The following is a 26621-nucleotide window of genomic DNA, read 5'->3' on the forward strand; positions in this document are numbered from 1 at the left end:
TTCTTTGCCCCACGACCATGGAGCCAGGCTCAGGCCAATTGCGCCACGGCCAGGCGCAGGTCCTGCCAGGCGCGCGCCTTCTCGCTGGGGCTGCGCAGCAGGTAGGCGGGGTGGTAGCTGACAACCACCGGAATCTCCCGCCCTTCGTCGGTCTTCAACTGGTGGATACGGCCGCGCAGGCTGCCGATGGTCGCGTCCGTGCCCAGCAGCGTCTGGGCCGCGAAACGGCCCAGCACCAGGATCCGCTCCGGCTTGAGCAGCGCGATCTGGCGCATCAGGTAGGGACTGCAGGCCGCGATTTCCTCGGGCTTGGGATTGCGATTGCCAGGCGGCCGGCACTTGATGACGTTGGTGATGAACACGTCGCGCTCGCGGCTCATGGACACCGACGACAGCATGGCGTCCAGCAACTGGCCCGAGCGGCCCACGAAGGGCTGCCCTTGCCGGTCCTCTTGCTCGCCAGGCGCCTCGCCCACCACCAGCCAGCGCGTGGGCTGGCCGCCGTGACCGAAGACCGCGTTGCGGCGGCCCTTGCACAGCCCGCAGGCGGAACAGGCCACGACCTGATCGTGCATTTCTTCCAGCGTGGAATTCCGGATCGCTTCTGCCACCGGCACGGGAGGCGGAAGCGCTGCCTCGGCCTCGGCCTTGGGAGCTGGCGGCGGCGGCGGGCCTTTGCGGTTCAGGATCGACGTCGGTATTCCGGCACGACCAGGAGTCGGTTCCGCAGGCGCCGCTACGGCGGCGGGCGCTGCCTCGCGCGCCGGGACGGCAGCGACCGGCGCGACAGCCGCAACGGGCTGCGGCGCAATCGGCGCCTCAGCTACGGGAATCTGCGCCGCAGCCGGCAAAACCGGCGTCGAAACAAGGACTTGCGTCTCGGCCGTCGGCCTGCTGGGCGCAGGGGCCGGACGCAGCCACAGCCGCTCCATGCCGATCTCGCGCAACCAGATGCGCTGCAGCGGATTGACCCGGGGCGCGGCCGGCGGCGGCGCTGCGTTGGGCTGGCTCATGCCGCCGCTCCATCCGCCGCAAAGCGCTTCTGCATGACCAGGGCATCTTCCCTGCCGCCTTTCTCGGCCGGGTAATAGCCTCGGCGCACGCCGATTTGCAGATACCCGTGCCGTTTGTAGAAACTGATGGCCGACTCATTGGAGGGGCGCACCTCCAGCAGCACGCCCTCCATGCCGCGTTCGCGCGCCTGCTGCTCGCACCAGTCCAGCAGCAAGCCGCCCAGGCCCTGGCGGTGCAGCGGTTTGGCCACCGCGATCACCAGCAGGTGCGCCACGTCGGGCGCGAACATGAGCACGCAAAACCCCGCCAGCTTGCCTTCGCGCCGCAGCGCCCAGGCGCCGTAGCCTGCCGCCAGGGCGTCCGCGAAATTGCCGCGCGTCCAGGGGAAGGCCTGCACGTGCGCCTCCAGCGCCACGACCTCGTCCAGGTCGGCGTCGGTCATTGGTTGAGGCACCGAGGGAACCAGCGAAGGCCGGGCTTTCGGATTACCGCCTTCGCCGCGCATGCGCTCGGCCGTGGTGAATGCCACCTTGTCGCGCACGTAGAGCGGCGCGGCCAGCTCGGGCGCCACGGCCTCGCCCCGCAACCAGCCCTGCCGCCCCAAACGGGCGACGCTGGCCGCTTCCGGGCGCCTGGCGTCCGCGCGGCGCCAGGCGCCGGGATATTCCATTTCGGACGCGTAGGCATCCCAGGCATCGCCGGCCAATACCGGTTCCAGCGGCAGGCCCGCGCGCGCCGACCAGGCCGGCAGGTGATGGGCGGTCCATGGCACGACTTCGGCCGCCGCGATCAGCAAGGGCGCCTGCAGGACTTCCCAAGAGATTTCGCCATCTGAAATGTTCGCCTGGCGGTAGACGGCCAGATAGACCTCGTTCATGCGGGCGTCCAGCGCCACCACGATCGCGCCCGCCGGGGTGGTCTCCACCTGTGCGGCGACCGCCTGATGAGAGACAATGGGAACAACGGGGATGCCCAGGCCGAGGCCCATGCCTTGCGCCACTCCGCAGGCCACCCGCAGGCCGGTGAATCCGCCCGGACCCTGGCCAAAAGCCACCGCGTGCAAGGCGGCTGGCGCCAGTCCGGACGCCGCCAGCAACTCGTTGGCCATGGGCAGGAGCCGTTCCGCGTGCTCCTGGGAGCCTTCATGTTCCCTGACGCTGACCTCCAGGCGGCCATCGACCGCCCGCAACAGAGCCACGCCGCAACGGGACGAAGAAGTTTCCAAAGCCAGCAGGTTTAGTTCCATAGATGCAGATTGTACGAAATACCGCGACTCCGCCCCCGGTTATCAGGGGGATGCGAGGGGGATTTCAACCATGGTTCGCAATGTGTAATATCTTGTGAACGCCCACTAGCCGCTGGTTCTTGCCACTGTTACATTTCCGGCCATGAATACGCAAAACACCACCCCCACCCGAAAAATCCTCGTCGTCGACGATGATCCGCGCTTGCGCGATTTGCTGCGTCGGTACTTATCCGAACAGGGATTCAACGTTTTCGTTGCCGAAGACGCCAAAGAGATGGGCAAACTCTGGCAACGCGAGCATTTCGACCTGCTCGTGCTGGATCTGATGCTGCCTGGAGAAGATGGCCTGTCCATCTGTCGCCGGCTGCGCGGTGGTCACGACAATACCCCCATCATCATGCTGACGGCCAAGGCGGAAGAAATCGACCGCATCGTCGGCCTGGAAATGGGTGCGGACGACTACCTGTCCAAGCCGTTCAACCCCCGGGAACTGCTGGCGCGGATCAACGCGATCCTGCGCCGCCGCGGCACCGAGGAACACCCCGGCGCCCCCAGCCAGGAAAACGAGTCCATCGCCTTCGGCCCCTACACGCTGAACCTGTCCACCCGCACGCTCACGCGCAACGGCGAACAGGTGCCCATCACCACCGGCGAATTCTCGGTGCTGAAGGTGTTCGCACGCCACCCCAAGATCCCGCTGTCGCGCGACAAGCTCATGGAACTGGCGCGCGGCCGCGAATACGAAGCCTTCGATCGCAGCCTGGACGTGCAGATCTCGCGCCTGCGCAAGCTGATCGAACCGAATCCGTCCAAGCCCGTATTCATCCAGACCGTCTGGGGTCTCGGATACGTGTTTGTGCCGGACGGTGGTAGCTGACCGACTCGCCCGCCCCGGGCAGGAGCGCAGCCTCGTGCCCCGCTTGCGCAGAACCTTCAGGAACCTGACATCACGTTTGCGGCTCGGCTTGTTCGGCCGCACGTTCCTGTTGCTCGCCGCGCTGATGCTCGTCAGCCTGGGCGCGTGGCTACAAGTATTTTTCAGCATGGAGCTGGGACCGCGCGCCAATCAAATGGCGCAGCGGGTGATCACGGCCGTCAATATCACGCGCACCGCGCTGATCTACTCGCATAACGACGAGCGCAGCAAGCTGCTGCTGGACTTGGCCACCAACGAAGGCATCCAGGTCTATCCGCGCGAAGTCACCGACTTCGCCGAAGCCCTCCCCGACGACGATTACTGGCAACGCGTTGCCCAGCACATCCGCACGCGCTTCGGCCCGGAAACGCAGATTGCCTGGGGCGTCAACCAGGTGCCCGGCTTCTGGGTCAGTTTCCAGATAGAGAAAGACCTTTACTGGCTGGTGTTCGAGCGCGAGCAGATCGGCCTGACGGGCGGGATCGAATGGCTGGGCTGGGGCGCCACGGCGCTATTGCTGTCGCTGGTGGGAGCCGCGGTCAGCGTGGGCTTCGTCAACCGGCCGCTATCGCGGCTGGCCCGGGCCGCCCAGGTGCTGTCGCGGGGCGAAACTCCCGCTGCCCTGCCCGAGCAGGGACCGCTGGAGATCCGCGACCTGAACGCCTCGTTCAACCGCATGGCCAAGGACCTGAGACAGGCGGAGGCCGACCGCGAGCTGATGCTCGCGGGGATCTCGCACGACCTGCGCACGCCGCTTGCGCGCATGCGACTCGAGATCGAGTTGAGCGGCGTGTCCGAGGACGCCCGCCAGGCCATCGACGAAGACCTGGGCCAGATCGACCACAGCATCGGCCAATTGATGGAGTACGCGCGCCCCGCCGGCACCTTGCCGCAGCTGGCCACGGACATCTCCGCGGTGCTGGCCGAGCTCTACGAACGCGAACGCAGCCATACCGCATCCCTGGGCGGGGAGCTGGACGCCACGCTGGAACCGGGCCTGCGCGCCCGCATCACGGCGCTGGACCTCAAGCGCATCGTCAGCAACCTGATCGAGAACGCGCGACGCTACGGCCGTTCCGCCGACGGCATGGCGCATCTGGTCATGACACTGCAAGCTGAAGGCTCCATGATCGTGATCGAGGTGTCCGACCGCGGTCCCGGCATCGCGCCGGAAGACGTCGACCGCCTGCTGCGGCCGTTCTCGCGCGGCGAGGCGGCACGCACCGGCGTCAGCGGCGCGGGTCTCGGCCTGGCCATCGTCGAACGCCTGCTCAAGCACGTGGGCGGCTCGCTGCGCATGCTGCCGCGCGAGGGCGGCGGCCTGACCGCAAGGATAGAGTTGCCCAAAGCAAAGTTTAGGAATTATCAATTAGACAACGAAAATCCATAGCGTAGAATTAAGGTTTGAGGCGCAGCCTTAATTCCACCAACAACTGGGAGTAAACATGAAAACTGTTGGCGACAAACTCGAACCCTTCAAGGTCACCGGCGTCAAGCCCGGCTTCAACCAGCACGAAGAAAACGGCGTGTCGGCGTTTGAAGACATCACCGAAAGCTCGTTCCCCGGCAAGTGGAAGGTCATCTACTTCTACCCGAAAGACTTCACGTTTGTTTGCCCGACCGAAATCGTCGGCTTCAACAAGCTGGCCAAGGATTTCGAAGACCGCGACGCCGTCCTGCTGGGCGGTTCGAGCGACAACGAATTCGTCAAGCTGGCCTGGCGCCGTGAGCACCCGGACCTCAACAAGCTGGGTCACTACCAGTTCGGCGACACCACCGGCGCCCTGATCGACCAGCTGGGCGTGCGTGAAAAGGGTGCTGGCGTTGCCCTGCGCGCCACCTTCATCGTTGATCCGGACAACACGATCCAGCACGTTTCGGTGAACAACCTGAACGTCGGCCGTAACCCGGAAGAAGTTCTGCGTCTGCTCGACGGCCTGCAAACCGACGAGCTGTGCCCGTGCAACCGTACGGTTGGCGGCGCCACGCTGTAATTTCCAGCCCGGCCCGGGACCCGATTGCGGGTCCTGCGCTGGGCTTTAACTGCTCTAGATTATAGGTAAAAGCTATGGAATTTCTTACGACCATTAAGGAACAACTGCCGGATTGGGCCAAGGACATCCGCCTGAATCTGGACGCCGTGATCGCCCGCTCGACCCTGGCTCCCGAAGATGCCGTCGGCGCCGCCCTGTCCGCTGCCTATGCCGCGCGCAGCCCGGTGCTGGTCGAAGCCTTCAAGAGCGGCCTGTCGGAAGGCGACGCCAACGCCGCGCTGACGGCCTCTGCCCTCATGGGCATGAACAACACCTGGTATCCCTACGTCGAAATGACCGGCGACGCCCAACTGAAGAGCCTGCCGGCCCAGTTGCGCATGAACGCCTACGCCACCCACGGCGGCGTGGAGAAGAAGCGCTTCGAGCTGTTCGCCCTGGTGGCCTCCATCATCGGCAAGTGCCATTTCTGCGTAGCCTCGCACTACGAGAACCTGAAGAACGACGGCCTGTCGACCGAACAGCTGCGCGACGCCGGCCGCATTGCCGCCGTGGTCAACGCCGCCGCCCTGGCGCTGGCTGCCCAAGGCAAGTAAACGGCCCCGCGCAATAAAAAACCCGCCTGCGGCGCATGCCGCAGGCGGGTTTTCTTATGCAGGGCTGTCGATCGCTTATTTCTTCGGCATGCTCGACGTGGTCGGCAGGCCGTTGGCGACCCAGGCCTCGACGCCGCCGCGGTACCAGTACACGGTCCAGCCCAATGTGCCGGCGCGCAACGCCGCGTTGTAGGCGGAACGATCGTTCATGCCTGCGCCCAGGATCACGACGGGCGCCTTGCGATCGCCACCGTTGTTCTTCAACAGCCAGGCGTCGAAGCCTTGTTGCAGGTGATCCGTGACGCTGCCGTCCGAACCCGCATCTGTCAGCGGATAACCGATGGGCACCGTGTCGCGCAGCCCGCTGGTGTCGACGATCAGGAGATTCTTGTCCTTCTTGATCATCCCGACCAGGTCGGCGGTCGTGATCACCTGGGCCCGGTAGATCTTGTTGGGCGTCGGCCCCTTGTACGGCGCGGTGAACAGCATGGTCGTGGCGGGCACGCCAAAGTCCTTCAGCTCGTCGATGGCGCTGGCAGGCAGGCCCTGCCCCGGCGCCGGCTGCTGACGCGGCGGGGCCGAGCCTGGGGCGCCGCCGCCCTGGGCCGCGACCTCGCCGCCCACGGTGCCCATCTCGATGTCGGAAATCATCACCGCGATGTTTTCGATCAGTTCGTAGCACATGGTGATCGAGCCTTCGCGCGGGCTGTACCAGGCATTGAGCTGGCCGCAGTCCTTGAACACCACGTTGACCGGGCGCGGCAGCACGTAGCGCTCGCCCAGCAGCTTGATGTTGTTCGAGATCGCTTCGGACAGATTGTTCGCAAACAAGTTGCCGATCTTGCGCTTGGACGGCTGGAACACCACCTTCACCGGCGCGCCGGGCGCATTCGCCGGCTGCTGGCCTTCGGGCGTCCAGGTGCCCACGCGCGTGTGAGGCGCCAGGATCTTGTTCCAGGCGCGGTTCTGCTTGTTGAATTCATCCGCGCAACGCGCCCGGGTCCGGTCCTCCAGCCCGACGTGTTTGGCAATGGACTCGAACACGGCGGGGTTGCCGCCGTACATGATGCAGAGCATGTTGCGAAAACGCTTCAGGTCGCCAGTGTGCTCGTCTTGCCAGGCCGAGGAGGCGTCGGCTCCCCTGCGCTCGGCCACCTTGCCGCTGTAGTACCACTGCAAGGCCGCGTACTTTGCCGCGTCCTGCGCCATGGTGTTCACTTCCTTGTTGTCCGACGGATACATGGTCGGCTCGACGATCTGCAGCGCCGAGTAGATGTCGACCGCGTCCTCTTCCGCCCCCGTCGAGGGCAGCTCCAGCTCGCCGATCAGGGCGTGCCCGAACTCGTGCATGAAGATGCTGCGCATGATGCCGATGTACACCGACACGATGCGCATGGTGTCGCCGCCAAAGCGCGGATAGGGACCCTCTCCCGGCAGGGCCGGGTTGTAGTCGCCGCCGCCCTGTCCAGCGGCCGGAGCCTGCGCCTGGGGCTTTTGCGCCGTGCCCCCGCCTGCGTTGCCGCCGCGCGCGGGCAAGGTCCCGGCAGCCGCCGGCGCCGCGCCGGATTGGCCGCCAGTCATCGTGATCTTGAAGTCGGCGACGCCGAAGGTGCCTACGTCGTAGGCCATGATGCCCAGTTCAGAACTCGTGGCGGGCTCATTGCTGACATCCCCGATCTGCTGGCCGTTGACGATGAAACGGGCCGCGCCCGGCAGCTCGACCACTCTGATGCGGTCGGAACCGTCCAGCTTCGCAATGTTGGGCAGCGACGCGATGTCACGGCGGTTCTGCCCCTGCAGACAGAACAGCAGTGTGTTCTTGTCGGCCGTGAGTTCGAGCAGGCACAGGCTCTTGTTGGCGCGGTTGCTCAGCGCCACGCCGATGGACGCTTTCGGATTCGGAGACTTGACGACCACATTGACGTCGGTCACCCGGCCCGATTCCGGCGCCGGCCCGACATTCATGTACAGGGTCTGTTCGCTGTCGGCCTTGTTCGCGTTGTGCAGGGTGAACCATCCATCCTGCACGCCAGCGGTCCAGCCCTCCAGCATCTGCTGCTTGACCGCACCGGCCAGCGGGCCCAACTGCTGCTCGTACTGCGCATGCGCGGGCAGGCTTACCGCGCTGAAGATGGAAGCCAGGGCGATGCCACGTAAATGCATCCGAATGTCTCAGTAGTCGAATTGAAGTAGCGCAGAATATGCCAGATCAATTCGACCCGCTTATTCATTTGTTAAAGATGTATCCAAACTAAATGAACAGCGGAAAAGCGCATTCGGCCGTGGTGCCGCGGAACCCTCGCGCGAGCTAGGAAGCCGCGCGCGCCAGCAAGGCCACCACCGTCGCCGCGATGCCTTCCTTGCGGCCCAGGTACCCCAGGCCCTCGTTGGTCTTGGCCTTGATGTTGACCTCGGTCTCGGCCAGCCCGGTATCCGCGGCGATGTTCTTCACCATGGCCGGCGCGTGCGGACCGATCTTGGGCGCCTGCGCGTGCAGCGTGGCGTCGATGTTCACTGGCGTCCAGCCAGCGGCGCGCACGCGCGCCATGGCCTCGCGCAGCAGCACGCGGCTATCGGCGCCCTTGAAGGCCGGGTCGGTATCCGGAAAGTGCCGGCCGATATCGCCCAGGCCGGCGGCGCCCAGCAGCGCGTCGGTAATGGCGTGCAGCAGCACGTCCGCGTCCGAATGCCCCAGCAAGCCATGCGTGTGGGGGATCGTGACGCCGCCGATGATCAACGGGCGCCCCTCGACCAGCGCATGCACGTCGAAACCCTGGCCGACGCGGAAAGGAATACTCATAGCCATTTTTCCATCAGTTCGAAATCGTCCGGCCATGTCACCTTGAAATTGCGCATGGCGCCGGGCACCAGCAGCGGCGCGTAACCTGCCGCCTCGATGGCCGAGGCCTCGTCGGTGACGGCCGCGCCGCTCACGGAGGCCGCCGTCAGCGCATCGCGCAGCACGCCGGCCCGGAACATCTGCGGGGTCTGCGCCAGCCACAGGCCGTTGCGGTCCAGCGTGCGCTCCACGCGCTCGTGGCCGCCCTTGACGGTGTCCGCCACGGGCAGCGCCAACAGGCCACCCACGGGGTCCGCCAGGCAGGCGTCGATCAGCCGGCCCAGCGCGGCCGCAGGCAGCCCAGGGCGCGCAGCATCGTGCACCAGCACCCAGGTATCGTCGGCCACGCCGCTGTCGGCCAGCGCACCCGCCACGGTATCCGCACGCGTCGCGCCGCCGCAGGCGCGCCACACGGTGCGCGGCAGGCCGGCCAGCGCCGCATCCACCCAGCCGTCGCCGGGCGTCACGGCCACCCGCACCTGCGAGATGCGTTCATCGGCCAGCAACGCGCATACTGCGTGGCGCAGCATGGGCTGTCCAGACAGCGGACGGTATTGCTTGGGCACGGTTTCATGCCCGGGCCGGCTGGCGCGGGCCCCTACGCCCGCAGCGGGCACGATTGCAATGAGGGAGGCAGACATGGTGCGGTGATTTTATAATCTTCCGCTTGATGCCTGCTTCCAGCCTGATGCCAGCCCCCTCCGCCCCCGCTACCTTCGCGCCTCCCGTCCCCGCCACGGCCCCCACTCTGTCCGCGCTGAAGGCCGGCGCGCGCTATGCGCAGCCGCGCCCGCCAGGGTCCGGCGACGCCTGGCTGCTGGCGGATCTGGCGCGGCAGGCCTCGGCGCCGCTGGTCATCCTGACCGCCGAGCCGGTCGAGGCCCAGCGCCTGGCCGAGGAAATCCAGCTGTTCGCCCCGGACCTGCGGGTGCGCCAGTTGCCCGACTGGGAAACGCTGCCCTACGACGCCTTCTCGCCGCACCAGGACCTGATTTCGGAACGCCTGCACACGCTGCACTCGCTGATGACCAAGTCGGTGGACGTGCTGACCGTGCCGATCACCACGGCGCTGTACCGGCTGGCGCCGCCCTCTTTCCTTGCGGCCTACACCTTTTCCTTCAAGCAGAAGGACAAGCTCAACGAAGCCGCGCTGCGCGCCCAGCTGACCCTGGCCAACTACAACCACGTCACCCAGGTGACGGCGCCCGGCGAGTTCTGCCTGCGCGGCGGCCTGATCGACCTGTTCCCCATGGGCTCGGTGGTGCCCTACCGCCTGGACCTGTTCGACGACGAGATCGAGACCATCCGCAGCTTCGACGTGGACACGCAGCGCAGCCTGTACCCGGTGCGCGAAGTGCAGCTGCTGCCCGGCCGCGAATTCCCGATGGACGAAGACGCGCGCAACCGCTTCCGGGCGCGCTTCCGTGAAGTCTTCGAAGGCGATCCTTCGCGCGCCTTGCCTTACAAGGACATCGGCAACGGCATTCCGTTCGCCGGCGTCGAGTACTACCTGCCGCTCTTCTTCGAGGAAACGGCGACCCTGTTCGACTACCTGACGCAAGGCACGGTCACCGTCACCGTAGGCGACATCGACGATGCCATCCAGCGCTTCAACCAGGACACCTCCAGCCGCTACGGCTTCCTCAAGAGCGACCGCGAACGGCCGGTGCTGCCGCCGTCCGAACTGTTCCTGGACAACGAGACGCTCTACGCGCGGCTGAAGGACTTCCGTCGCCTGTCGCTGACCGCCGGCCAGCCGCACCCGGACTTCCGCGCGGCGCCTGATGTGAGCGTGGCGCGGCGTTCTGAAGATCCCATCGCCAAGCTGCGCGCGCTGGTGCAGGCCGGCCAGACACGCGTGCTGCTGTGCGCCGACTCCGCCGGCCGGCGCGAGACCCTGGTGCAGATGCTCAACGAGTTCGGCGTCACACCGGACGCACAGCCCGACACCATCGAAGCCTTCCTCGCCTCGGACGCCCATTTCGGCATCGTCGCCGCGCCGCTGTCCACCGGCTTCGGGCTGCCCCAGGCCAATCTGGCCTTCCTCACCGAAAACGACCTGTACCCGGGCCTGGCCACCACCGGCCGCCGCGGCAAGCGCGACCAGGAACGCGCCAGCAACGTCGAAGCCATGGTGCGCGACCTGTCCGAGCTGCGTGCAGGCGACCCCGTGGTCCATGCGCAGCACGGCATCGGCCGCTACCACGGCCTGGTCAACATGGACATGGGCGAAGGCGGGATGGAATTCCTGCATCTGGAGTACGCCAACGGCAGCACGCTGTACGTGCCGGTGTCGCAGCTGCACGTGATCGCCCGCTACAGCGGCGCCGATCCGGAAGCCGCGCCCCTGCACCAGCTGGGCTCCGGCCAATGGGACAAGGCGCGCCGCAAGGCCGCCCGCCAGGTCCGCGACACCGCCGCCGAGCTGCTGGCGCTGTACGCCCAGCGCGCCGCGCGCGAAGGCTACGCCTTCAACCTGCCGCTCAACGACTACCAGGCCTTCGCCGAGGGCTTCGGCTTCGAGGAAACAGCCGACCAGGCCGCCGCCATCGAGGCCGTCATCGCCGACATGACCTCCGGCCGCCCCATGGACCGCCTGGTCTGCGGCGACGTGGGCTTCGGCAAGACCGAGGTCGCGCTGCGCGCCGCCTTCCTGGCCGTGGCCAACGGCAAGCAGGTCGCCCTGCTCTGCCCCACCACGCTGCTGGCCGAACAACATGCGCAGACCTTCTCCGACCGCTTCGCCGACTGGCCCGTGAAGGTCGTGGAGCTGTCGCGCTTCCGCTCGGCCAAGGAAGTTTCCGCCGCCATCGAAGGCATCAACGACGGCCGCGTGGACATCGTCATCGGCACCCACAAGATCCTGTCCAAGGACGTGAAATTCAAGCGCCTGGGCCTGGTCATCATCGACGAGGAACACCGCTTCGGCGTGCGCCAGAAGGAAGCCTTGAAGGCGCTGCGCGCCGAGGTCGACGTGCTGACGCTGACCGCCACGCCCATTCCGCGCACGCTGGGCATGTCGCTGGAAGGCATCCGCGACTTCTCCGTCATCGCCACCGCGCCGCAAAAGCGCCTGGCCATCAAGACCTTCGTGCGGCGCGAGGACGGCAGCACCCTGCGCGAAGCGCTCTTGCGCGAACTCAAGCGCGGCGGCCAGTGCTATTTCCTGCACAACGAAGTCGAGACCATCCACAACCGCCGCGCCCGCCTGGAAGAACTGGTGCCCGAGGCCCGCATCGCCGTGGTCCATGGCCAGATGCCCGAGCGCGAGCTGGAACAGGTGATGAAGGGCTTCTACCAACAGCGCTACAACGTGCTGTTGTGCACCACCATCATCGAAACCGGCATCGACGTGCCCAGTGCCAACACCATTGTGATCCACCGCGCCGACCGCTTCGGGCTGGCCCAACTGCACCAGCTGCGCGGCCGGGTCGGGCGCTCGCACCACCAGGCCTACGCCTACCTGCTGACGCCCGGCGAGGACGCCATCACCAACAACGCCAAGAAGCGCCTGGAAGCCATCCAGGCCATGGAAGAGCTGGGTTCGGGCTTCTACCTGGCCATGCATGACCTGGAGATCCGCGGCACGGGCGAAGTGCTGGGCGATTCGCAGTCCGGCAACATCCAGGAAGTGGGCTTCTCGATGTACAACGAGATGCTCAACGAAGCCGTGCGCGCGCTGCGCGCCGGCGAAGAACCCGACCTGGACGCGCCCTTCAACCTGGCCTGCGAAGTCAACCTGCACGCCCCGGCGCTGCTGCCGTCCGACTATTGCGCCGACGTCCATGCGCGCCTGGGCATCTACAAGCGCCTGGCGCACGCCGCGGACGAAGACGACCTGATCCACATCCAGGAAGAACTGATCGACCGCTTCGGCAAGCTGCCCGAGGCCGCGCAGACGCTGCTCGCCACGCACCGCCTGCGCCTGGCCGCCCAGCCCCTGGGCATCGTCAAGATCGACGCCAGCGAAACCCAGGCGCTGCTGCAATTCGGCCCCAAGACCTCGGTCGACCCCGGCAAGATCATCGAACTCGTGCAGCGCCAGCGTCACATCAAACTGGCGGGACAGGATAAATTGCGGGTTGAGATCAAGGCCGCGCAGATTCCGGCCCGCGCCGACGCCGTGCGCGCCGTGCTGCGCGCCTTGAAGTAACCGTCAAACCACACTGATTTTTATGACTACCCATCACCTTGTCGTCCAATCCCCCGGCCTGACCGTGGAACACGCCGAACAGCTGGCAGCCCTGGCCCAGGCGCAAGGCGTCGCACGCATCAGCGCCACCGCCGCCCGCCTGCTCGACGTACAACACGACGATGCCACCCGCGCCGAGGTCGTCGGCTGGGCCGAACGCCACGGCGTCGACACCGCCTTCCTGTCCGCCGGCCTGAAGCTGTCGGGATGCAAGGTGCTGGCCATGGACATGGACTCCACGCTGATCAACATCGAATGCATCGACGAGATCGCCGGCGTGGCGGGCCTGAAGGACAAGGTCTCCGAAATCACCGAGGCCGCGATGCGCGGCGAGATCAAGGACTTCTCCGAAAGCCTGCGCCGCCGCGTCGCCCTGCTCGAAGGCGTGCCGGCCGATGCGCTGGAACAGGTCTATACGGAAAAGCTGCGCCTGAATCCCGGCGCCGAACGCCTGATTTCCACCGCCCAGGCCGCCGGCATCAAGGTGCTGCTGGTCTCCGGCGGCTTCACCTTCTTCACCGAACGCCTGCGCCAGCGCCTGAACCTGGACAGCGCGCACGCCAACACCCTGGAAATCGCCAACGGTGTGCTGACCGGCAAGGTCCTGGGCGACATCCTCGACGCCGACGCCAAGGAAGCCCACCTGCGCGAGTTCGCCCGCCAGCACGGCGCCTCCCAGGAGCAGATCATCGCCATGGGCGACGGCGCCAACGACCTGAAGATGCTGGGCATCGCCGGCTTCCCCGTCGCCTACCACGCCAAGCCGCTGGTGCGTCAGCAGACGCGCTACGCGCTGAATGTGTCGGGACTGGACGGGGTGCTGAACTGGTTCGAGAGCTGAACGCGTCACGCCCGGCGCCTGTGCCTGCAGCCGGCGGGCGAGCATGAAAAAAGCCACCTCGCGGTGGCTTTTTCATTGCAGCGGCGTATCAGTACCGCACGCGCAGCGAGAGCAGCGCCGCCCGGCCCGTGCCCAGCGCCGCGTAGTGCGCCGCATAGGCCTTGGTGTAGTAGGTTTCGTCGAAAATATTCAGCACATTCAACTGCGCCGACATATGGTCGTTGAATTCGTACGCGGCCATGGCGTCGAAGCGCCAGTAGGAAGGCACCCAGCGCGCCTTGGGCGTGCCGTCGGCGTTCTTGGTCGCGTCCGAATTGCCGTACACCTTGTCCACGTAGTAGGCGCCGCCGCCGACCGTCAGCTTCGGCAGCACCTTGTAGGTGGTCCACAGGCTGAAGGCATTGCGCGGCGTGTTGGGCAGGTCCTGGCCCACGGCGCCGCTGTTGTAGGCGCCCTTGGTCATTTCGCTGTCCATGAAGGTGTAGCCGCCGAACACGTTCCACTTGGGCGTGATGCTGCCCGAGAAGCCCAGTTCGATGCCGCGCACCTTGGCCTCGCCGACCTGCGCGGTCTCGGTGGCCGAGACCGCGACGCTGGTGTTCTTGCGAATGTCCTGGAAAGCCGCCGCCGACAACGTCAGGCGATCATCGAACACCTGCCACTTCGTGCCCAGTTCGACCGTACGGCTCTTCTCAGGCTCCAGCGACTGGTTCGTGACCGACACGGCATCGCTGATCGCGCTGGAGGCGATGGCGGACGGCGTGGACGAAGTTCCGTAAGTGGCGTAGATGGTACCGTTGGGCGCGGGCTTGTATGCCAAGCCAACCTGGTAGTTAAAGAGGTTGTCCTCGCGGCTGGTACTGTAGAACGCCGGCGTGCTGGCCGGGTCATTGCGGCCCTTGGCGATGTTGCTGCCGCTGGTACGGTAATTGTCCCAACGCAGGCCCAGGCTGGCTTGCCATTGCTCGTTGAACTTGATCGTGTCGAAGCCGTAGAGCGCGACCGTATCCGTGTTGTAGCGCGCCGGATTGTTGTTCCGTTGCAGATGGCCAGGATAGTAGGTGCCCGGGTCCGGATCCCACAACGAGGCGCAAAGCGCCGGATTGGCGTAGGTATTCTTGCCGTTGGCGGTGCCAGTCACGCAGCCGCTCGTTCCAGCGGGAACGCCCGACTCGGTGTAGCTGTCCTTGTCCTGCTTGATGTTGCTGTACTCGAAGCCCAGGTCGAACGAGTGCTTCAGGCTGCCGGTATCGAATTCGCCCGTCAGGTTGGTCTGGTTGGCGAAGCTCTTGGTGACGTAGTAGCCCGACTTGAGCGCCCGGTACACCAGGCCATTCGGAACGTTGCCCTTGCTGTCGTCGGGGTTGGTCGCAGCAAAATCGGTGGTGCCGCGGCCATAGCGCGTCACGTTGCGCAGTTGCAGCTTGTCGGAGAAGTCGTGCTGGAAGTCCACGGTAGCGACGTCGTCGCGGGTCTTCATGAAATCGCGGCCCTTCAAGCCATAGAAGCTCTTGCGGCTTACACCCATGGTCTCCGTCACCGGCTGGCCCGTTTTCGGGTCATACGGGATGGAGTAATCCGGCATGCTGTCGTCTTGGTAGTGGTAGTAGCTCAGCGTGATGCGCGTCGGCGTACCCACGCCCAAGGTCAGCGAGGGCGCCACGCCCCAACGCTCGAAGTCCACCGCGTCGTCACGGCCGGGCGCGTCACCCTTGTTGCCCATGACGTTCAGGCGGAACGCGGCCTTGTCGGCCAGGCGCCAATTGCTGTCGATGGTCGCACGGTAGTTGCTGTCCGTGCCGATCTGCGCCGTGGCTTCCGTGAAGTCGGTGGCCTTGGGCGTCTTGCTGACCATGTTGATGCTGCCGCCCGCGCCGCCGCGGCCGGAATAGACCGAGTCCGGCCCCTTGATGACTTCGACCTGCTCCAGGTTGAAGGTGTCGCGCACCTGCGTGCTGGAATCGCGAATGCCGTCCAGGAAAATGCTGCCGGCGGAATTCTGGCCGCGGATGATCGGCAGGTCGCCGCCCGGGCGACCGCCCTCGCCCGCGCCGAACGTGATGCCGGGCGAATTGCGCAGGACGTCCTGCAGCGTGGACGCAGCCTGGTCCTGGATCACCTGCTTTGGCACGACCTGCACCGTGCGCGGGGTGTCCAGCAAGGGGGCCGTGAACTTGGGCGATTGCGCCGTGGATGTCTGGTAGGACGACCCCTCACCCTCCACGCGCACGGGCGCAAGTTGCGTCACGCCCGAATCCGCGGATTGGGCGGCGGCGTACGGGCTGATGAACAGCGCGGGGGCCGCGATCGCGGCAGCCAGGGAGGTAGTGAGCGCATTCAGCGAATACGTATCTTGGGGCTTCAAACCAGCTTCTCCGAATGTAAATAGCAACGATTCTTGTTTTTTTAACGTTTGCGATTCTGAACTGTGCGGCTGAATGAAACCTGAATGAAAGACCCAAACTCATCCAAAAGATGAAAAAACAACACCATAAGCGGGTTATCCCCCACAGGTCTTCGGAGGGCTCCCGCCGGGTATCCGCTAGTGCAAGACGCTGAGTAGCTCCGCCTTCCCGAATACCCGCGAATGAGCAAGGAAAGGCATTAGCAAGCTCAAAAGGCACAGGCTAAGCCGGTTCCATGCACCCACGAAAAAAAACGCCCCACAGGGCGTTTTTCATGCATGAACCAGGCTGCCTTCAGGTGCGCAGGCGCGGGTGCCGCTTGAACAGGTACCGGTACACAAACCCCGGATACGCCAGCACCAGATACAGGCTCAGCGTGATCGCGTAGAACTCCCAGGTCTGGGAAAAGCGGTTGCCCAGCGTGGATTCGAACGCGAAACCGAGCGCACCGACGATGGCGTAGAACACCAGCACTTCGATCAGACGCATCCAGAACGGTTTGACTGCCGCCACCCCGCCCTGCTTCCAGGGCATGACGGCGAATACCCGCTCCGTCAGGAACGGGAGATTCGCGCTGACCAGGGCCAGCGCGATCAGCAGCCATACCGCCAGAGTCTGGTTCATGGCGCCGTTTTCCGTTTACAGGCTGAGCGAGCTGCGGATTGCCTGCACGCACAAGGCCATCAGGCCGCCCGGCAGGATGCCCAGGATCAGGATCAGGGCGCCGTTGACCGACAGCACGCCGCGCTGGCCGCAGGTGGCGACCATCGGCGCGGCATCGGCGGCCGGCTCGTCGAAGTACACGACCTTGACCACGCGCAGGTAGTAGAACGCGCCGATCAGCGAGAACAGCACCGCAATCACGGCCAGGGTCACGTGGCCTGCGCTGACCAGCGCCTGCAGCACGGCCAGCTTGGCGTAGAAGCCCACCAGCGGCGGAATGCCGGCCAGCGAGAACATCAGCAGCAGCACGATGGCGGCATGCCACGGGCTGCGGCGGTTCAGGCCCTTCAGGTCGTCGATATGCTCGCACTCGAAACCTTGGCGCGACAGCAGCAGCACGATGCCGAAGCTGGCCAGCGTGGTCAGCACGTAGGTCAGCATGTAGAACAGCGAGGCGCCGTAGGCGGCCGACGACAGTTCCGGCTTGCCCGCGACCGAACCCGACATCAGGCCCAGCAGCACGAAGCCCATGTGCGAGATGGTCGAATAGGCCAGCATGCGCTTGAAGTTGGTCTGCGCGATGGCCGTCAGGTTGCCGATGGCCAGCGACAGCACCGCCAGGATCATCAGCATCGGCTGCCAGTCGGCGGCCAGGCCGTGCAGGCCATCGACCAGCAGGCGCAGCGTGATGGCGAAGGCGGCCAGCTTGGGCGCGCCACCCAGGATCAGGGTGACGGCGGTGGGCGAACCCTGGTAGACGTCCGGAACCCACATGTGGAACGGCACGGCGCCGAGCTTGAACGCCAGGCCCGACACCAGGAACACGATGCCGAACACCAGGGCCAGCTTCTCGGCCTTGCCCGCGGCGATGACCTTGGACACTTCAGCCAGATCCAGGTGGCCGGTGGCGCCGTAGATCATGGACATGCCGTACAGCAGGAAGCCCGAGGCCAGCGCGCCCAGCACGAAGTACTTCATGGCGGCTTCGGTGGCGACGACGTTGTCGCGGCGCAGCGCGATCAGCGCGTACAGCGCCAGCGACATCAGCTCCAGGCCCAGGTAGATGGAGATCAGGTTCCCGGAGGAGATCATGACCATCTGGCCCAGCAGGGCGAACAGCGTCAGGACGTAGAGTTCGCCGCCGCGCATCATGTCGCGCACTTGCGCGTAGACACGGCCATAGACCAGGGTCGCGGCCACGGCGATGTAGGACGCGATCTTGAGCAGATGCGACAGTTCGTCGGTGACGTACAGGCCGTTGAAGGTCGAACCAACAACGCCGTTCTTCCATTGCAGGGCCGACACGACGGTCAGCACGCCCAATGCAAGCATGGTCAGCAGAAACGTCGGCTTGCGCTCGGGGTGATTGCTGACCGCGTCGACGAGCAGGATAGCCAGGCCGAAAACCAGCAGGAGGATTTCCGGTGTCGCCAGGGCGAAATCGATTTGGGATTGCATCATTGTCTTGTCTTACAGTTTCGAGACGGCAACGTGTTGCAGCAGGGCCTCCACCGAAACGTGCATCACGTCGGTAAAGGGCTTGGGATAGATCCCCATGTACAACACGGCGATCGCCATCACGCCAAGAATCACAAACTCGCGGCGGTTGATATCGGTCAGTTCACGCACGTGGTCGTTGGCGACGTCGCCCAGGACCACGCGCTTGACCATCCACAGCGAATACGAAGCGCCCAGGATCAGGGCGGTCGCCGCCAGCAGGCCGATCCAGAAGTTGTGCTCGACCGCGCCCATGATCACCATGAACTCGCCGACGAAACCGCTGGTGGCCGGCAGGCCGCTGTTGGCCATCGAGAACAGGATGAAGAAGGTGGCGAAACGCGGCATGACGTTGACCACGCCGCCGTAGTCGGCGATGCGGCGCGAGTGCATGCGGTCATAGAGCACGCCGATACACATGAACATGGCGCCCGACACGAAGCCGTGCGAGATCATCTGCACGATGGCGCCTTCGACGCCGGCCGTGTTGAAGATGAAGAAGCCCAGCGTCACGAAGCCCATGTGAGCAACCGACGAATACGCAACCAGCTTTTTCATGTCGTCCTGGACGATCGCGACCAGGCCGATGTAGATCACGGCGATCAGCGACAGCGTGATCATCATGCCGGCCAGGCTGTGCGAGGCGTCAGGCGCGATCGGCAGCGAGAAGCGCAGGAAACCGTAGGCGCCCAGCTTCAGCATGATCGCGGCCAGCACGATCGAGCCGCCCGTGGGAGCTTCGACGTGAGCGTCGGGCAACCACGTGTGGACCGGCCACATCGGCACCTTGACGGCAAAGGCCGCCAGCAAAGCCACGAAGATCAGGATCTGCGGGGTGTAGCCCAGCTTGGTCTGCTGCCAGGTCAGGATGTCGAACGAACCGCCCGACACGTTCCACAGGTACACGAAGGCGACCAGCGTCAGCAGCGAGCCCATCAGGGTGTACAGGAAGAACTTGAATGCCGCGTACACGCGGTTCGGTCCGCCCCAGACGCCGATGATGATGTACATCGGGATCAGCGTGGCTTCGAAGAACACGTAGAACAGCATGCCGTCCAGCGCGCAGAACACGCCCACCATCAGACCCGACAGGATCAGGAAGGCGGCCATGTACTGGGACACGCGGCTGGTGATGACTTCCCAACCGGCCAGCACCACGATGATGGTGATGAATGCGGTCAGGAGCACGAACCACATCGAGATGCCGTCGATGCCCAGGTGGTAATTGACGTTGAAGGCCTCGATCCAGGAGGTCTTCTCCACGAACTGCATCTTGGCCGTGGTGGAGTCGAAACCGGTGTACAGCGGGATCGTGACGAGGAAACCGGCGATTGAGCCGACGAGCGACAGGCCGCGCGTCAGGCCGGGACGGTCGTCACGGCCCACCGCCAGCACCAGCAGGCCGAATACGATCGGGACAAAGATCGCAAGCGTGAGCCAGGGGAAAGTGTTGGATGCCATCTCGCTTGCCATCATTGGGGAATCAGCACAAAGAAAGTCACCAGCGCCATGATGCCGATGATCATCGCGAACGCGTAGTGATAGATGAAGCCGGACTGCAGGTGACGGCTGACCGCTGCCACCCAGCCCACCACACGGGCGCTGCCGTTGATCAGCAGGCCGTCGATGATGCCGCGGTCACCGGTCTGCCACAGGCCACGGCCCAGGCAGCGCAGGCCGCGGGCGATGATCTGCTCGTTGACCCAATCCACGTAGTACTTGTTCTCGAGCACCTTGTTGATGCCGGACAGGCTGGATTGGATCTTGGCCGGAACCTTCGGGTTGATCAGATAGCAGTACCAGGCGGTGACGGCGCCAGCCACGACCAGCCAGAACGGAACCGTCTGGAAGGCGTGCAGGCCGAAGGCCACCCAACCGTGCCACTCTTCGTGCAGCTCGTGCATCGCAGGATGCTGCGGCAGGACCTTGATCACGCCGTCGAAGAACTTGCCGAACAGCATCGGATCGACCACCAGGGCGCCGATGATGACCGACGGGATCGCCAGCAGCACCAGCGGCAGCGTGACCACCCAGGGCGACTCGTGCGGCGTGCCGTGATGGCCATGGCCGTCCGGCTCATGGTCGACGTCGGCGGCGTGGTGATGGTCGTCGTGGCCATGGCCGTGACCGGTGGTATCGAAGCGTTCCTTGCCGTGGAAGACCAGGAAGTACACGCGGAACGAGTACAGCGAGGTCACGAACACGCCGATCAGGGTCGAGTAGTACGCGAAGTTCGCGCCCCAGACATTGGCGGCGCCGGCGGCCTCGATGATGTGTTCCTTCGAGTAGAAGCCCGAGAAGAACGGCGTGCCGACCAGGGCCAGCGTGCCCAGCAGGAAAGTGATCCAGGTGATGGGCATGTACTTGCGCAGGCCGCCCATGTTGCGGATGTCCTGGTCATGGTGCATGCCGATGATCACGGAGCCCGCGCCCAGGAACAGCAGCGCCTTGAAGAACGCGTGCGTCATCAGGTGGAAGATCGCGACCGAGTAAGCCGAGGCGCCGAGCGCGACCGTCATGTAACCCAGCTGCGACAGCGTGGAGTACGCGACCACGCGCTTGATGTCGTTCTGGATGATGCCCAGGATGCCCAGGAACAGCGCGCCGATGGCGCCGATCACGATGATGAAGGACAGCGCCACGTCGGACAGTTCGAACAGCGGCGAGAAACGCGCGACCATGAAGATGCCGGCCGTCACCATGGTGGCGGCGTGGATCAGCGCGGAGATCGGGGTCGGGCCTTCCATCGAGTCAGGCAGCCAGGCGTGCAGCGGAACCTGGGCCGATTTGCCCATGGCGCCGATGAACAGGCAGATGCAGGCGACGGTCAGCAGCATCCAGTCGGAACCGGGCAGCGTCAGCGTGGCCAGCTTGTCGGCCTGGGCGAAGACTTCGCCGTAGTGCATGGTGCCGGCGTAAGCGAACAGCAGGCCGATGCCGAGCACGAAGCCGAAGTCGCCGACGCGGTTGATCAGGAACGCCTTCATGTTGGCGAAGATCGCCGTGGGACGGGTGTACCAGAAGCCGATCAGCAGGTACGACACCAGGCCCACCGCTTCCCAGCCGAAGAACAGCTGCACCATGTTGTTCGACATCACCAGCATCAGCATGGAGAACGTGAACAGCGAGATGTACGAGAAGAAGCGCTGGTAGCCGGGATCATCCGCCATGTAGCCGATGGTGTAGATGTGCACCATCAGCGACACCGAAGTCACCACGACCATCATCATGGCCGAGAGCGGATCGATCAGGAAGCCGATTTCCAGCTTGGTCTGGCCGATCAGGCTCCAGGTGTAGACCGCGCCGTCGAAGCGCAAGCCATTGAGCACGTCGTTCAGCACCACCACCGAACCGATGGTGGAGATGAGCACGCCCAGGATGGTGATCATGTGCGAAGCGCGGCGGCCGATGGGACGGCCCAGGAACCCGGTGCCGAAGAGGCCCGCGAGAATTGCCCCGGCCAGCGGAGCCAGCGCGATGAGCAAGTAGAGATTGGGTGAGCTAGACATTTTCTTCCAATACCCCGTCAGCCCTTCAGGCGATCGAGTTCGTCAACGTTGATCGTGTTCAGGTTGCGGAACAGCAGCACCAGGATGGCCAGGCCGATCGCCGCTTCGGCGGCGGCCACGGTCAGGATGAAGAACACGAACACCTGGCCGGCGGTGTCGCCGAACCAGCTGGAGAACGCCACGAAGTTCATGTTGACGGCCAGGAGCACCAGCTCGATGGACATCAGGAGAATGATCAGGTTGCGGCGGTTCAGGAAGATGCCGAAGATCCCGATGGCGAACAGGATCGCCCCGAGGATCAGGTAGTGGGCCAGCGTCAGCGTCATTTTTGTTCTCCTTGGGGCGCGGCGGCGGTCGGGGTGCCGTTCTGCGCCTGGGCGCGCTCGCTCTGGGCGGGCATGCTCACCATGCGGTAACGGTCCTTCGAGCGCACGCGGACGGCGGCCACCGGGTCGTTGTACTTCACGTCGCGGCGGCGGCGCAGGGTCAGCGCGATGGCGGCGACCATGCCGACCAGCAGCAGCGCGGCGCCCACTTCAATGGCGTAGATGTACTGGGTGTACATGGCCTCGCCCAGCGCGCGGGCGTTGTTGTAGTCGCCGGCGACCGGGGCTTGCGGGCCCGCGCCGTACCAGGTCGAACCCAGCACGAAGGCCATTTCGACCACCATCACCAGGCCGATGACCAGGCCGAGCGGCAGGTAGGTCTTCATACCCTGGCGCAGGGCATCCATGCGGATGTCCAGCATCATCACGACGAAGAGGAAAAGCACCATCACGGCGCCCACGTATACCAGCACCAGCAGCAGCGCGAGGAACTCGGCGCCAAGCAGCATCCACAGCATGGCCGCGTTGACGAAGGCCAGGATCAGGTGCAGGACGGCGGTGACCGGGCTGCGCGCGGTGATCACGCGGAACGCCGCGATCACCAGCACGGCGGCCAGTATGTAAAACAGGACAGTGGTAAAAGTCATGGATCAGGTCCTGGGCTTCAACGATAGGGAGCGTCTTCGGCCCGGCGGCGGGCGATGTCGGCTTCGTAGCGGTCGCCCACGGCGAGCAGCATGTCTTTGGTGAAATACAGGTCGCCGCGCTTTTCACCGTGGTATTCGTGGATGTGCGTTTCCACGATGGAGTCCACGGGGCAGCTTTCCTCACAGAAGCCGCAGAAAATGCACTTGGTCAGGTCGATGTCGTAACGCGTGGTGCGGCGGGTGCCGTCATCGCGCTGGTCCGACTCGATGGTGATCGCCAGCGCGGGGCACACGGCTTCACACAGCTTGCACGCGATGCAGCGCTCTTCCCCGTTGGGGTAGCGGCGCAGCGCATGCAGGCCGCGGAAACGCGGCGACGCAGGCGTCTTTTCCTGGGGGTAGCGCAAGGTGACCTTGCGCTTGAAGAAATACTTGCCCGTCAGGCGCATGCCCTTGAGCAATTCGGTCAGCATCAGACTGCCGAAGAAATCCTTGATCGCTTCCATATCCTGCCTCTGCCTGGCGGCTTAGCGCCAAATGTTCCAGGGCGTCTGCATCCAGATCGCCACCACGACCAGCCAAACGCCGGTCAGCGGGATGAAGATTTTCCAACCCAAGCGCATGATCTGGTCATAGCGGTAGCGCGGGAACGACGCGCGGAACCACACGAACAACGAGACCACGACGAACGTCTTGAGACCCAGCCAGATCCAACCCGGAATCCAGGTCAGCGGCGCGATGTCGATCGGGGAAGCCCAGCCGCCCAGGAACATGATCGAGGCCATGCAGGACAGCAGGATCATGTTGGCGTATTCGCCCAGGAAGAACAGCGCGAACGCCATGCCCGAGTATTCGACCATGTGGCCGGCCACGATTTCCGATTCGCCTTCGACCACGTCGAACGGGTGGCGGTTGGTTTCAGCCACGGCCGAAATCACGTAGATCACGAACAGCGGCAAGAGCGGCAGCCAGTTCCAGGACAGGAACGTCAGGCCCTTGTCGGCAAACCAGCCGCGGTTCTGCACATGCACGATCTCGGACATGTTCAGGCTGCCGGACACCAGCAGCACCGTCACCAGCACGAAGCCGATGGCCAGTTCGTAGGACAGCATCTGCGCGGAAGCGCGCAGCGCGCCCAGGAAGGCGTACTTGGAGTTGGACGCCCAACCCGCCACGATCACGCCGTACACGCCCACGGACGTGATGGCCATGATGTACAGCAGGCCGGCGTTGACGTTGGCCAGGACCACGTCGGGACCGAACGGCACCACCGCCCAGGCGGCCAGCGCCGGCATCAGCGTGACCACCGGGGCCACGATGAACAGCACCTTGTTGGCCTGCGACGGAACCACCACTTCCTTGGTCAGCAGCTTGAACACGTCGGCGAACGGCTGCAGCAGCCCCTTGAAGCCAACGCGGTTCGGGCCCATGCGCACGTGCATGGCGCCGATCATCTTGCGTTCCCAGTAGGTCAGGTACGCCACGCACAGGATGATGGGCACGGCGATGACCACAATCTTGATGAGGGTCCAGAGGACCATCCAGACCGTCGGGCCCAGCAATGCCGTACCCTGGCTCTCAAGAACATTAAGCCATTCCATCAGGCACGCTCCACGCTGATTTGACCGAATGCGCCACCCAGGGCCGCGGTGTTTTCAAAGGCTGCCGAGATGCGCACGGCGCGGTCCGCCACGGCATCGTCCTGCACGGTTTCGAGTTCGACGGCGCCCTGCCCGTTCGACACGCGCACCTTGACGCCAGCCGTCAGGCCCAGGCTGGTGAGCGTGCGGCCGTTCATGGCGGCAGCCGGCTTCTTGGAGGCCGGGGCCGCTTGCAGCGGCTCCGAGCGGCGGACCATGGCGTCGGTGCGGTAGATCGGCACGTCGGCGACGCGCTCCAGGCCGCTGGCGGCCTGGCCCAGGCCCAGCGGGGCCTTGATCTCGTTGGACAGGCGGCCTTCGATGCCGCCTGCCAGCACGGCGTCGCGCACGGACTCTGAGGTCTCGTCGTCAAAGCCGGCCAGGTGCAGGACGTTGCCCAGCACGCGCAGGACCTTCCAGCCCGGACGGGTCTGGCCGAACGGCGTGACCGTGCCTTTGAAGCTCTGAGCCAGGCCTTGGGCGTTGACGAACGTGCCCGAGGTTTCGGTGAACGGCGACACCGGCAGCATGACGTCGGCCCATTCGGCGGCAGCCGAACGATAAGGCGTCAGGGCCACGGCGAACTGCGCGCCGCGCAGCGCGGCGATGGCTTGCTGGCCATTGTCGGCATCCAGCAGCGGCTCGGCGTGCAGGACCACGTAGGCCTTCAGCGGCTCGGCCAGCATGGCGGCGGCGTTCTTGCCTCCCTTGCCAGGAATGGCGCCTGCCAGGTAACCGCCGACGGTGTTGCCGCCGGAGGTCAGGAAACCGAACTTGCCGCCGGCCAGTTCAGCCACGGCGCGGCCGTTGGCGGCCAGGGTCGAGGCCTGGGCGCTGGCCACGGCCAGGTTGCCCATCAGCACGGCGGTATTGGCGCCGGAAGCCAGGCTGGCGGCGATGAGCTTGGCGTTTTCGCTGGGCGCGACCGAGGCGAACTCGGCCGGCACGGCCTGTTCCTTGGCCTGGGCCAGCGCGACGGCCACTTCGGCCAGCGCGCGCGCCAGCTCGGACGGGGCCACGGTAATGCGGGCGGCCACGGGCATCAGGGGATCGTCGGCTGCGCTGTCGACCATCAGGATCTGCGTGCCGCGCTTGGCGGCTTGGCGCAGGCGCTGCGCCATGAGCGGATGATCCTTGCGCAGGAACGAACCGACCACCAGGACGCGGTCCAGGTTGTCGAGCTCGGCGATGGGCATGCCCAGCCACGGCGCGCCGGTCAGGGCGGCGTCGAAGGCGGCATCGGTCTGGCGCAGGCGGAAGTCGATGTTCTCGGAACCCAGCGAACGGACCAGGCGGCCCAGCAGCGCGTATTCCTCGGTGGTGGCGTATTCGGACGCCAGGGCGCCGATCTGGCCGGCGCCGAAGCTGTCGCGCACGCGGGACAGGCCCTGGGCCACGGCGGCAAGCGCGTCGCTCCAGGAGGCTTCCTGCCACTTGCCGTCGGTGCCCTTGATCATCGGAGCCGACAGGCGGTCTTCGCTGTTCAGGCCTTCGTACGAGAAGCGGTCGCGGTCGCTGATCCAGCATTCGTTGACGGCTTCGTCTTCGAACGGCACCACGCGCATGACGCGGTCGCCCTTGACCTGGACCACCAGGTTGGCGCCCAGGCTGTCGTGCGGGCTGACCGAACGGCGGCGAGCCAGTTCCCAGGTGCGCGCGCTGTAGCGGAAGGGCTTGGAGGTCAGCGCGCCCACCGGACAGATGTCGATCATGTTGCCCGAGAGTTCCGATTCGATCGAACGGCCGACGAAGGTCGTGATCTCGGAGTGTTCGCCGCGGCCCAGCATGCCCAGTTCCATGACGCCGGCGATTTCCTGGCCGAAGCGCACGCAGCGGGTGCAGTGGATGCAGCGGCTCATTTCCTCGGCGGAAACCAGCGGACCCAGGTCCTTGTGGAACACCACGCGCTTTTCTTCCTGGTAACGCGAGGAAGAGCCGCCGTAGCCCACAGCCAGGTCCTGCAGCTGGCATTCGCCGCCCTGATCGCAGATCGGGCAGTCGAGCGGGTGATTGATGAGCAAGAATTCCATCACCGACTTCTGAGCGGCGATAGCCTTCTCGGAGCAGGTGTGGACGACCATGCCGTTGGTCACGGGCGTGGCGCAGGCGGGCAGCGCCTTGGGCGCTTTTTCCACTTCAACCAGGCACATGCGGCAGTTGGCCGCGATGGACAGTTTCTTGTGGTAGCAGAAATGCGGCACGTAAAGCCCGACTTTCTGAGCGGCATGCATGACCATGCTGCCTTCGGGCACTTCGACCTTGTTGCCGTCGACGGTTAGTTCAACCATTGCTGTTCCTG

General features: G+C 65.2%; 21 protein-coding genes. 6 read left to right on the forward strand and 15 right to left on the reverse strand.

Annotation, left to right across the window (positions count from 1 at the left end):
- Positions 1–29 precede the first annotated feature (29 nt).
- Both IAG39_RS24210 and tsaB read right to left on the reverse strand, forming a co-directional pair.
- Positions 30–1013: a uracil-DNA glycosylase gene (locus IAG39_RS24210; RefSeq protein WP_118931872.1), complete on the reverse strand. Its 984-nt coding sequence runs from the start codon at positions 1011–1013 to the stop codon at positions 30–32.
- Entirely contained in the window at positions 1010–2260 is a 1251-nt protein-coding gene (gene tsaB / locus IAG39_RS24215; RefSeq protein WP_118931873.1) for a tRNA (adenosine(37)-N6)-threonylcarbamoyltransferase complex dimerization subunit type 1 TsaB, read from the reverse strand. Before tsaB ends, IAG39_RS24210 begins: the two co-directional genes overlap by 4 nt.
- Positions 2261–2402: 142 nt before the next feature.
- Here tsaB and ompR point away from each other — a divergent pair, with 142 nt between their 5' ends.
- The 4 genes from ompR to IAG39_RS24235 all read left to right on the forward strand — a co-directional run bounded on the left by ompR (position 2403) and on the right by IAG39_RS24235 (position 5763).
- Entirely contained in the window at positions 2403–3137 is a 735-nt protein-coding gene (ompR, locus tag IAG39_RS24220; protein ID WP_013392162.1) for a two-component system response regulator OmpR, read from the forward strand.
- Between the two features lie 34 nt (positions 3138–3171).
- Entirely contained in the window at positions 3172–4566 is a 1395-nt protein-coding gene (locus IAG39_RS24225) for an ATP-binding protein (RefSeq protein WP_059374934.1), read from the forward strand.
- Between the two features lie 55 nt (positions 4567–4621).
- Positions 4622–5170, forward strand: a complete 549-nt coding sequence (locus tag IAG39_RS24230; protein WP_006389231.1) for a peroxiredoxin — start codon at positions 4622–4624, stop codon at positions 5168–5170.
- A gap of 74 nt (positions 5171–5244) precedes the next feature.
- Positions 5245–5763 carry a carboxymuconolactone decarboxylase family protein gene (locus IAG39_RS24235; RefSeq protein ID WP_042796792.1) on the forward strand — a complete coding sequence of 173 codons (519 nt, stop codon included), beginning with the start codon at positions 5245–5247 and terminating at the stop codon, positions 5761–5763.
- A gap of 75 nt (positions 5764–5838) precedes the next feature.
- Here IAG39_RS24235 and IAG39_RS24240 read toward each other — a convergent pair whose 3' ends face one another.
- The 3 genes from IAG39_RS24240 to ispD form a co-directional block, all read right to left on the reverse strand.
- On the reverse strand, positions 5839–7926 hold the full coding sequence (locus IAG39_RS24240) for a DUF4344 domain-containing metallopeptidase (RefSeq protein ID WP_118931874.1): 2088 nt from the start codon (positions 7924–7926) through the stop codon (positions 5839–5841).
- A gap of 145 nt (positions 7927–8071) precedes the next feature.
- Positions 8072–8563, reverse strand: a complete 492-nt coding sequence (gene ispF / locus IAG39_RS24245; protein WP_059374937.1) for a 2-C-methyl-D-erythritol 2,4-cyclodiphosphate synthase — start codon at positions 8561–8563, stop codon at positions 8072–8074.
- Positions 8560–9243, reverse strand: a complete 684-nt coding sequence (gene ispD, locus IAG39_RS24250) for a 2-C-methyl-D-erythritol 4-phosphate cytidylyltransferase (protein ID WP_059374938.1) — start codon at positions 9241–9243, stop codon at positions 8560–8562. Before ispD ends, ispF begins: the two co-directional genes overlap by 4 nt.
- A gap of 29 nt (positions 9244–9272) precedes the next feature.
- Here ispD and mfd point away from each other — a divergent pair, with 29 nt between their 5' ends.
- Complete coding sequence (gene mfd, locus IAG39_RS24255; protein ID WP_165867788.1) at positions 9273–12755, forward strand: transcription-repair coupling factor; 3483 nt, start codon at positions 9273–9275, stop codon at positions 12753–12755.
- Positions 12756–12777: 22 nt separating this feature from the next.
- The gene (gene serB, locus IAG39_RS24260; protein ID WP_059374940.1) at positions 12778–13635 is read left to right on the forward strand and encodes a phosphoserine phosphatase SerB; all 858 of its coding nucleotides are present in this window, start codon (positions 12778–12780) and stop codon (positions 13633–13635) included.
- Positions 13636–13723: 88 nt separating this feature from the next.
- Here the strand turns inward: serB and IAG39_RS24265 are convergent, their stop codons facing one another.
- From IAG39_RS24265 to nuoG, 10 genes are all read right to left on the reverse strand, one after another.
- A complete protein-coding gene (locus IAG39_RS24265) occupies positions 13724–16000 on the reverse strand; it encodes a TonB-dependent receptor (RefSeq protein ID WP_118931876.1) in 2277 nt (758 codons plus the stop codon).
- A 334-nt stretch (positions 16001–16334) separates the two neighbouring features.
- Positions 16335–16664: a DUF2818 family protein gene (locus tag IAG39_RS24270; RefSeq protein ID WP_054450498.1), complete on the reverse strand. Its 330-nt coding sequence runs from the start codon at positions 16662–16664 to the stop codon at positions 16335–16337.
- Between the two features lie 15 nt (positions 16665–16679).
- Positions 16680–18164: an NADH-quinone oxidoreductase subunit NuoN gene (gene nuoN / locus IAG39_RS24275; RefSeq protein ID WP_042796786.1), complete on the reverse strand. Its 1485-nt coding sequence runs from the start codon at positions 18162–18164 to the stop codon at positions 16680–16682.
- 9 nt (positions 18165–18173) lie between these two features.
- The gene (locus IAG39_RS24280; protein ID WP_059374942.1) at positions 18174–19676 is read right to left on the reverse strand and encodes an NADH-quinone oxidoreductase subunit M; all 1503 of its coding nucleotides are present in this window, start codon (positions 19674–19676) and stop codon (positions 18174–18176) included.
- Positions 19673–21709, reverse strand: a complete 2037-nt coding sequence (gene nuoL / locus IAG39_RS24285; RefSeq protein ID WP_059374943.1) for an NADH-quinone oxidoreductase subunit L — start codon at positions 21707–21709, stop codon at positions 19673–19675. The genes IAG39_RS24280 and nuoL overlap by 4 nt, the downstream gene beginning before the upstream one ends.
- A 17-nt stretch (positions 21710–21726) precedes the next feature.
- Positions 21727–22035 carry an NADH-quinone oxidoreductase subunit NuoK gene (nuoK, locus tag IAG39_RS24290; RefSeq protein WP_006217969.1) on the reverse strand — a complete coding sequence of 103 codons (309 nt, stop codon included), beginning with the start codon at positions 22033–22035 and terminating at the stop codon, positions 21727–21729.
- Positions 22032–22682: an NADH-quinone oxidoreductase subunit J gene (locus tag IAG39_RS24295; protein WP_054450491.1), complete on the reverse strand. Its 651-nt coding sequence runs from the start codon at positions 22680–22682 to the stop codon at positions 22032–22034. Before IAG39_RS24295 ends, nuoK begins: the two co-directional genes overlap by 4 nt.
- Positions 22683–22699: 17 nt before the next feature.
- On the reverse strand, positions 22700–23188 hold the full coding sequence (gene nuoI, locus IAG39_RS24300; RefSeq protein ID WP_008161196.1) for an NADH-quinone oxidoreductase subunit NuoI: 489 nt from the start codon (positions 23186–23188) through the stop codon (positions 22700–22702).
- Positions 23189–23209: 21 nt separating this feature from the next.
- Positions 23210–24283 (reverse strand): NADH-quinone oxidoreductase subunit NuoH, encoded by a 1074-nt coding sequence (nuoH, locus tag IAG39_RS24305; protein WP_059374944.1) that lies wholly within the window; start codon positions 24281–24283, stop codon positions 23210–23212.
- Positions 24283–26610, reverse strand: coding sequence for an NADH-quinone oxidoreductase subunit NuoG (gene nuoG, locus IAG39_RS24310; RefSeq protein WP_059374945.1), 2328 nt, complete (start codon positions 26608–26610; stop codon positions 24283–24285). Before nuoG ends, nuoH begins: the two co-directional genes overlap by 1 nt.
- Between the last annotated feature and the right edge of the window lie 11 nt (positions 26611–26621).

It is taken from the genome of Achromobacter xylosoxidans (assembly GCF_014490035.1).
In the GTDB taxonomy this organism is placed as follows: domain Bacteria; phylum Pseudomonadota; class Gammaproteobacteria; order Burkholderiales; family Burkholderiaceae_B; genus Achromobacter; species Achromobacter bronchisepticus_A.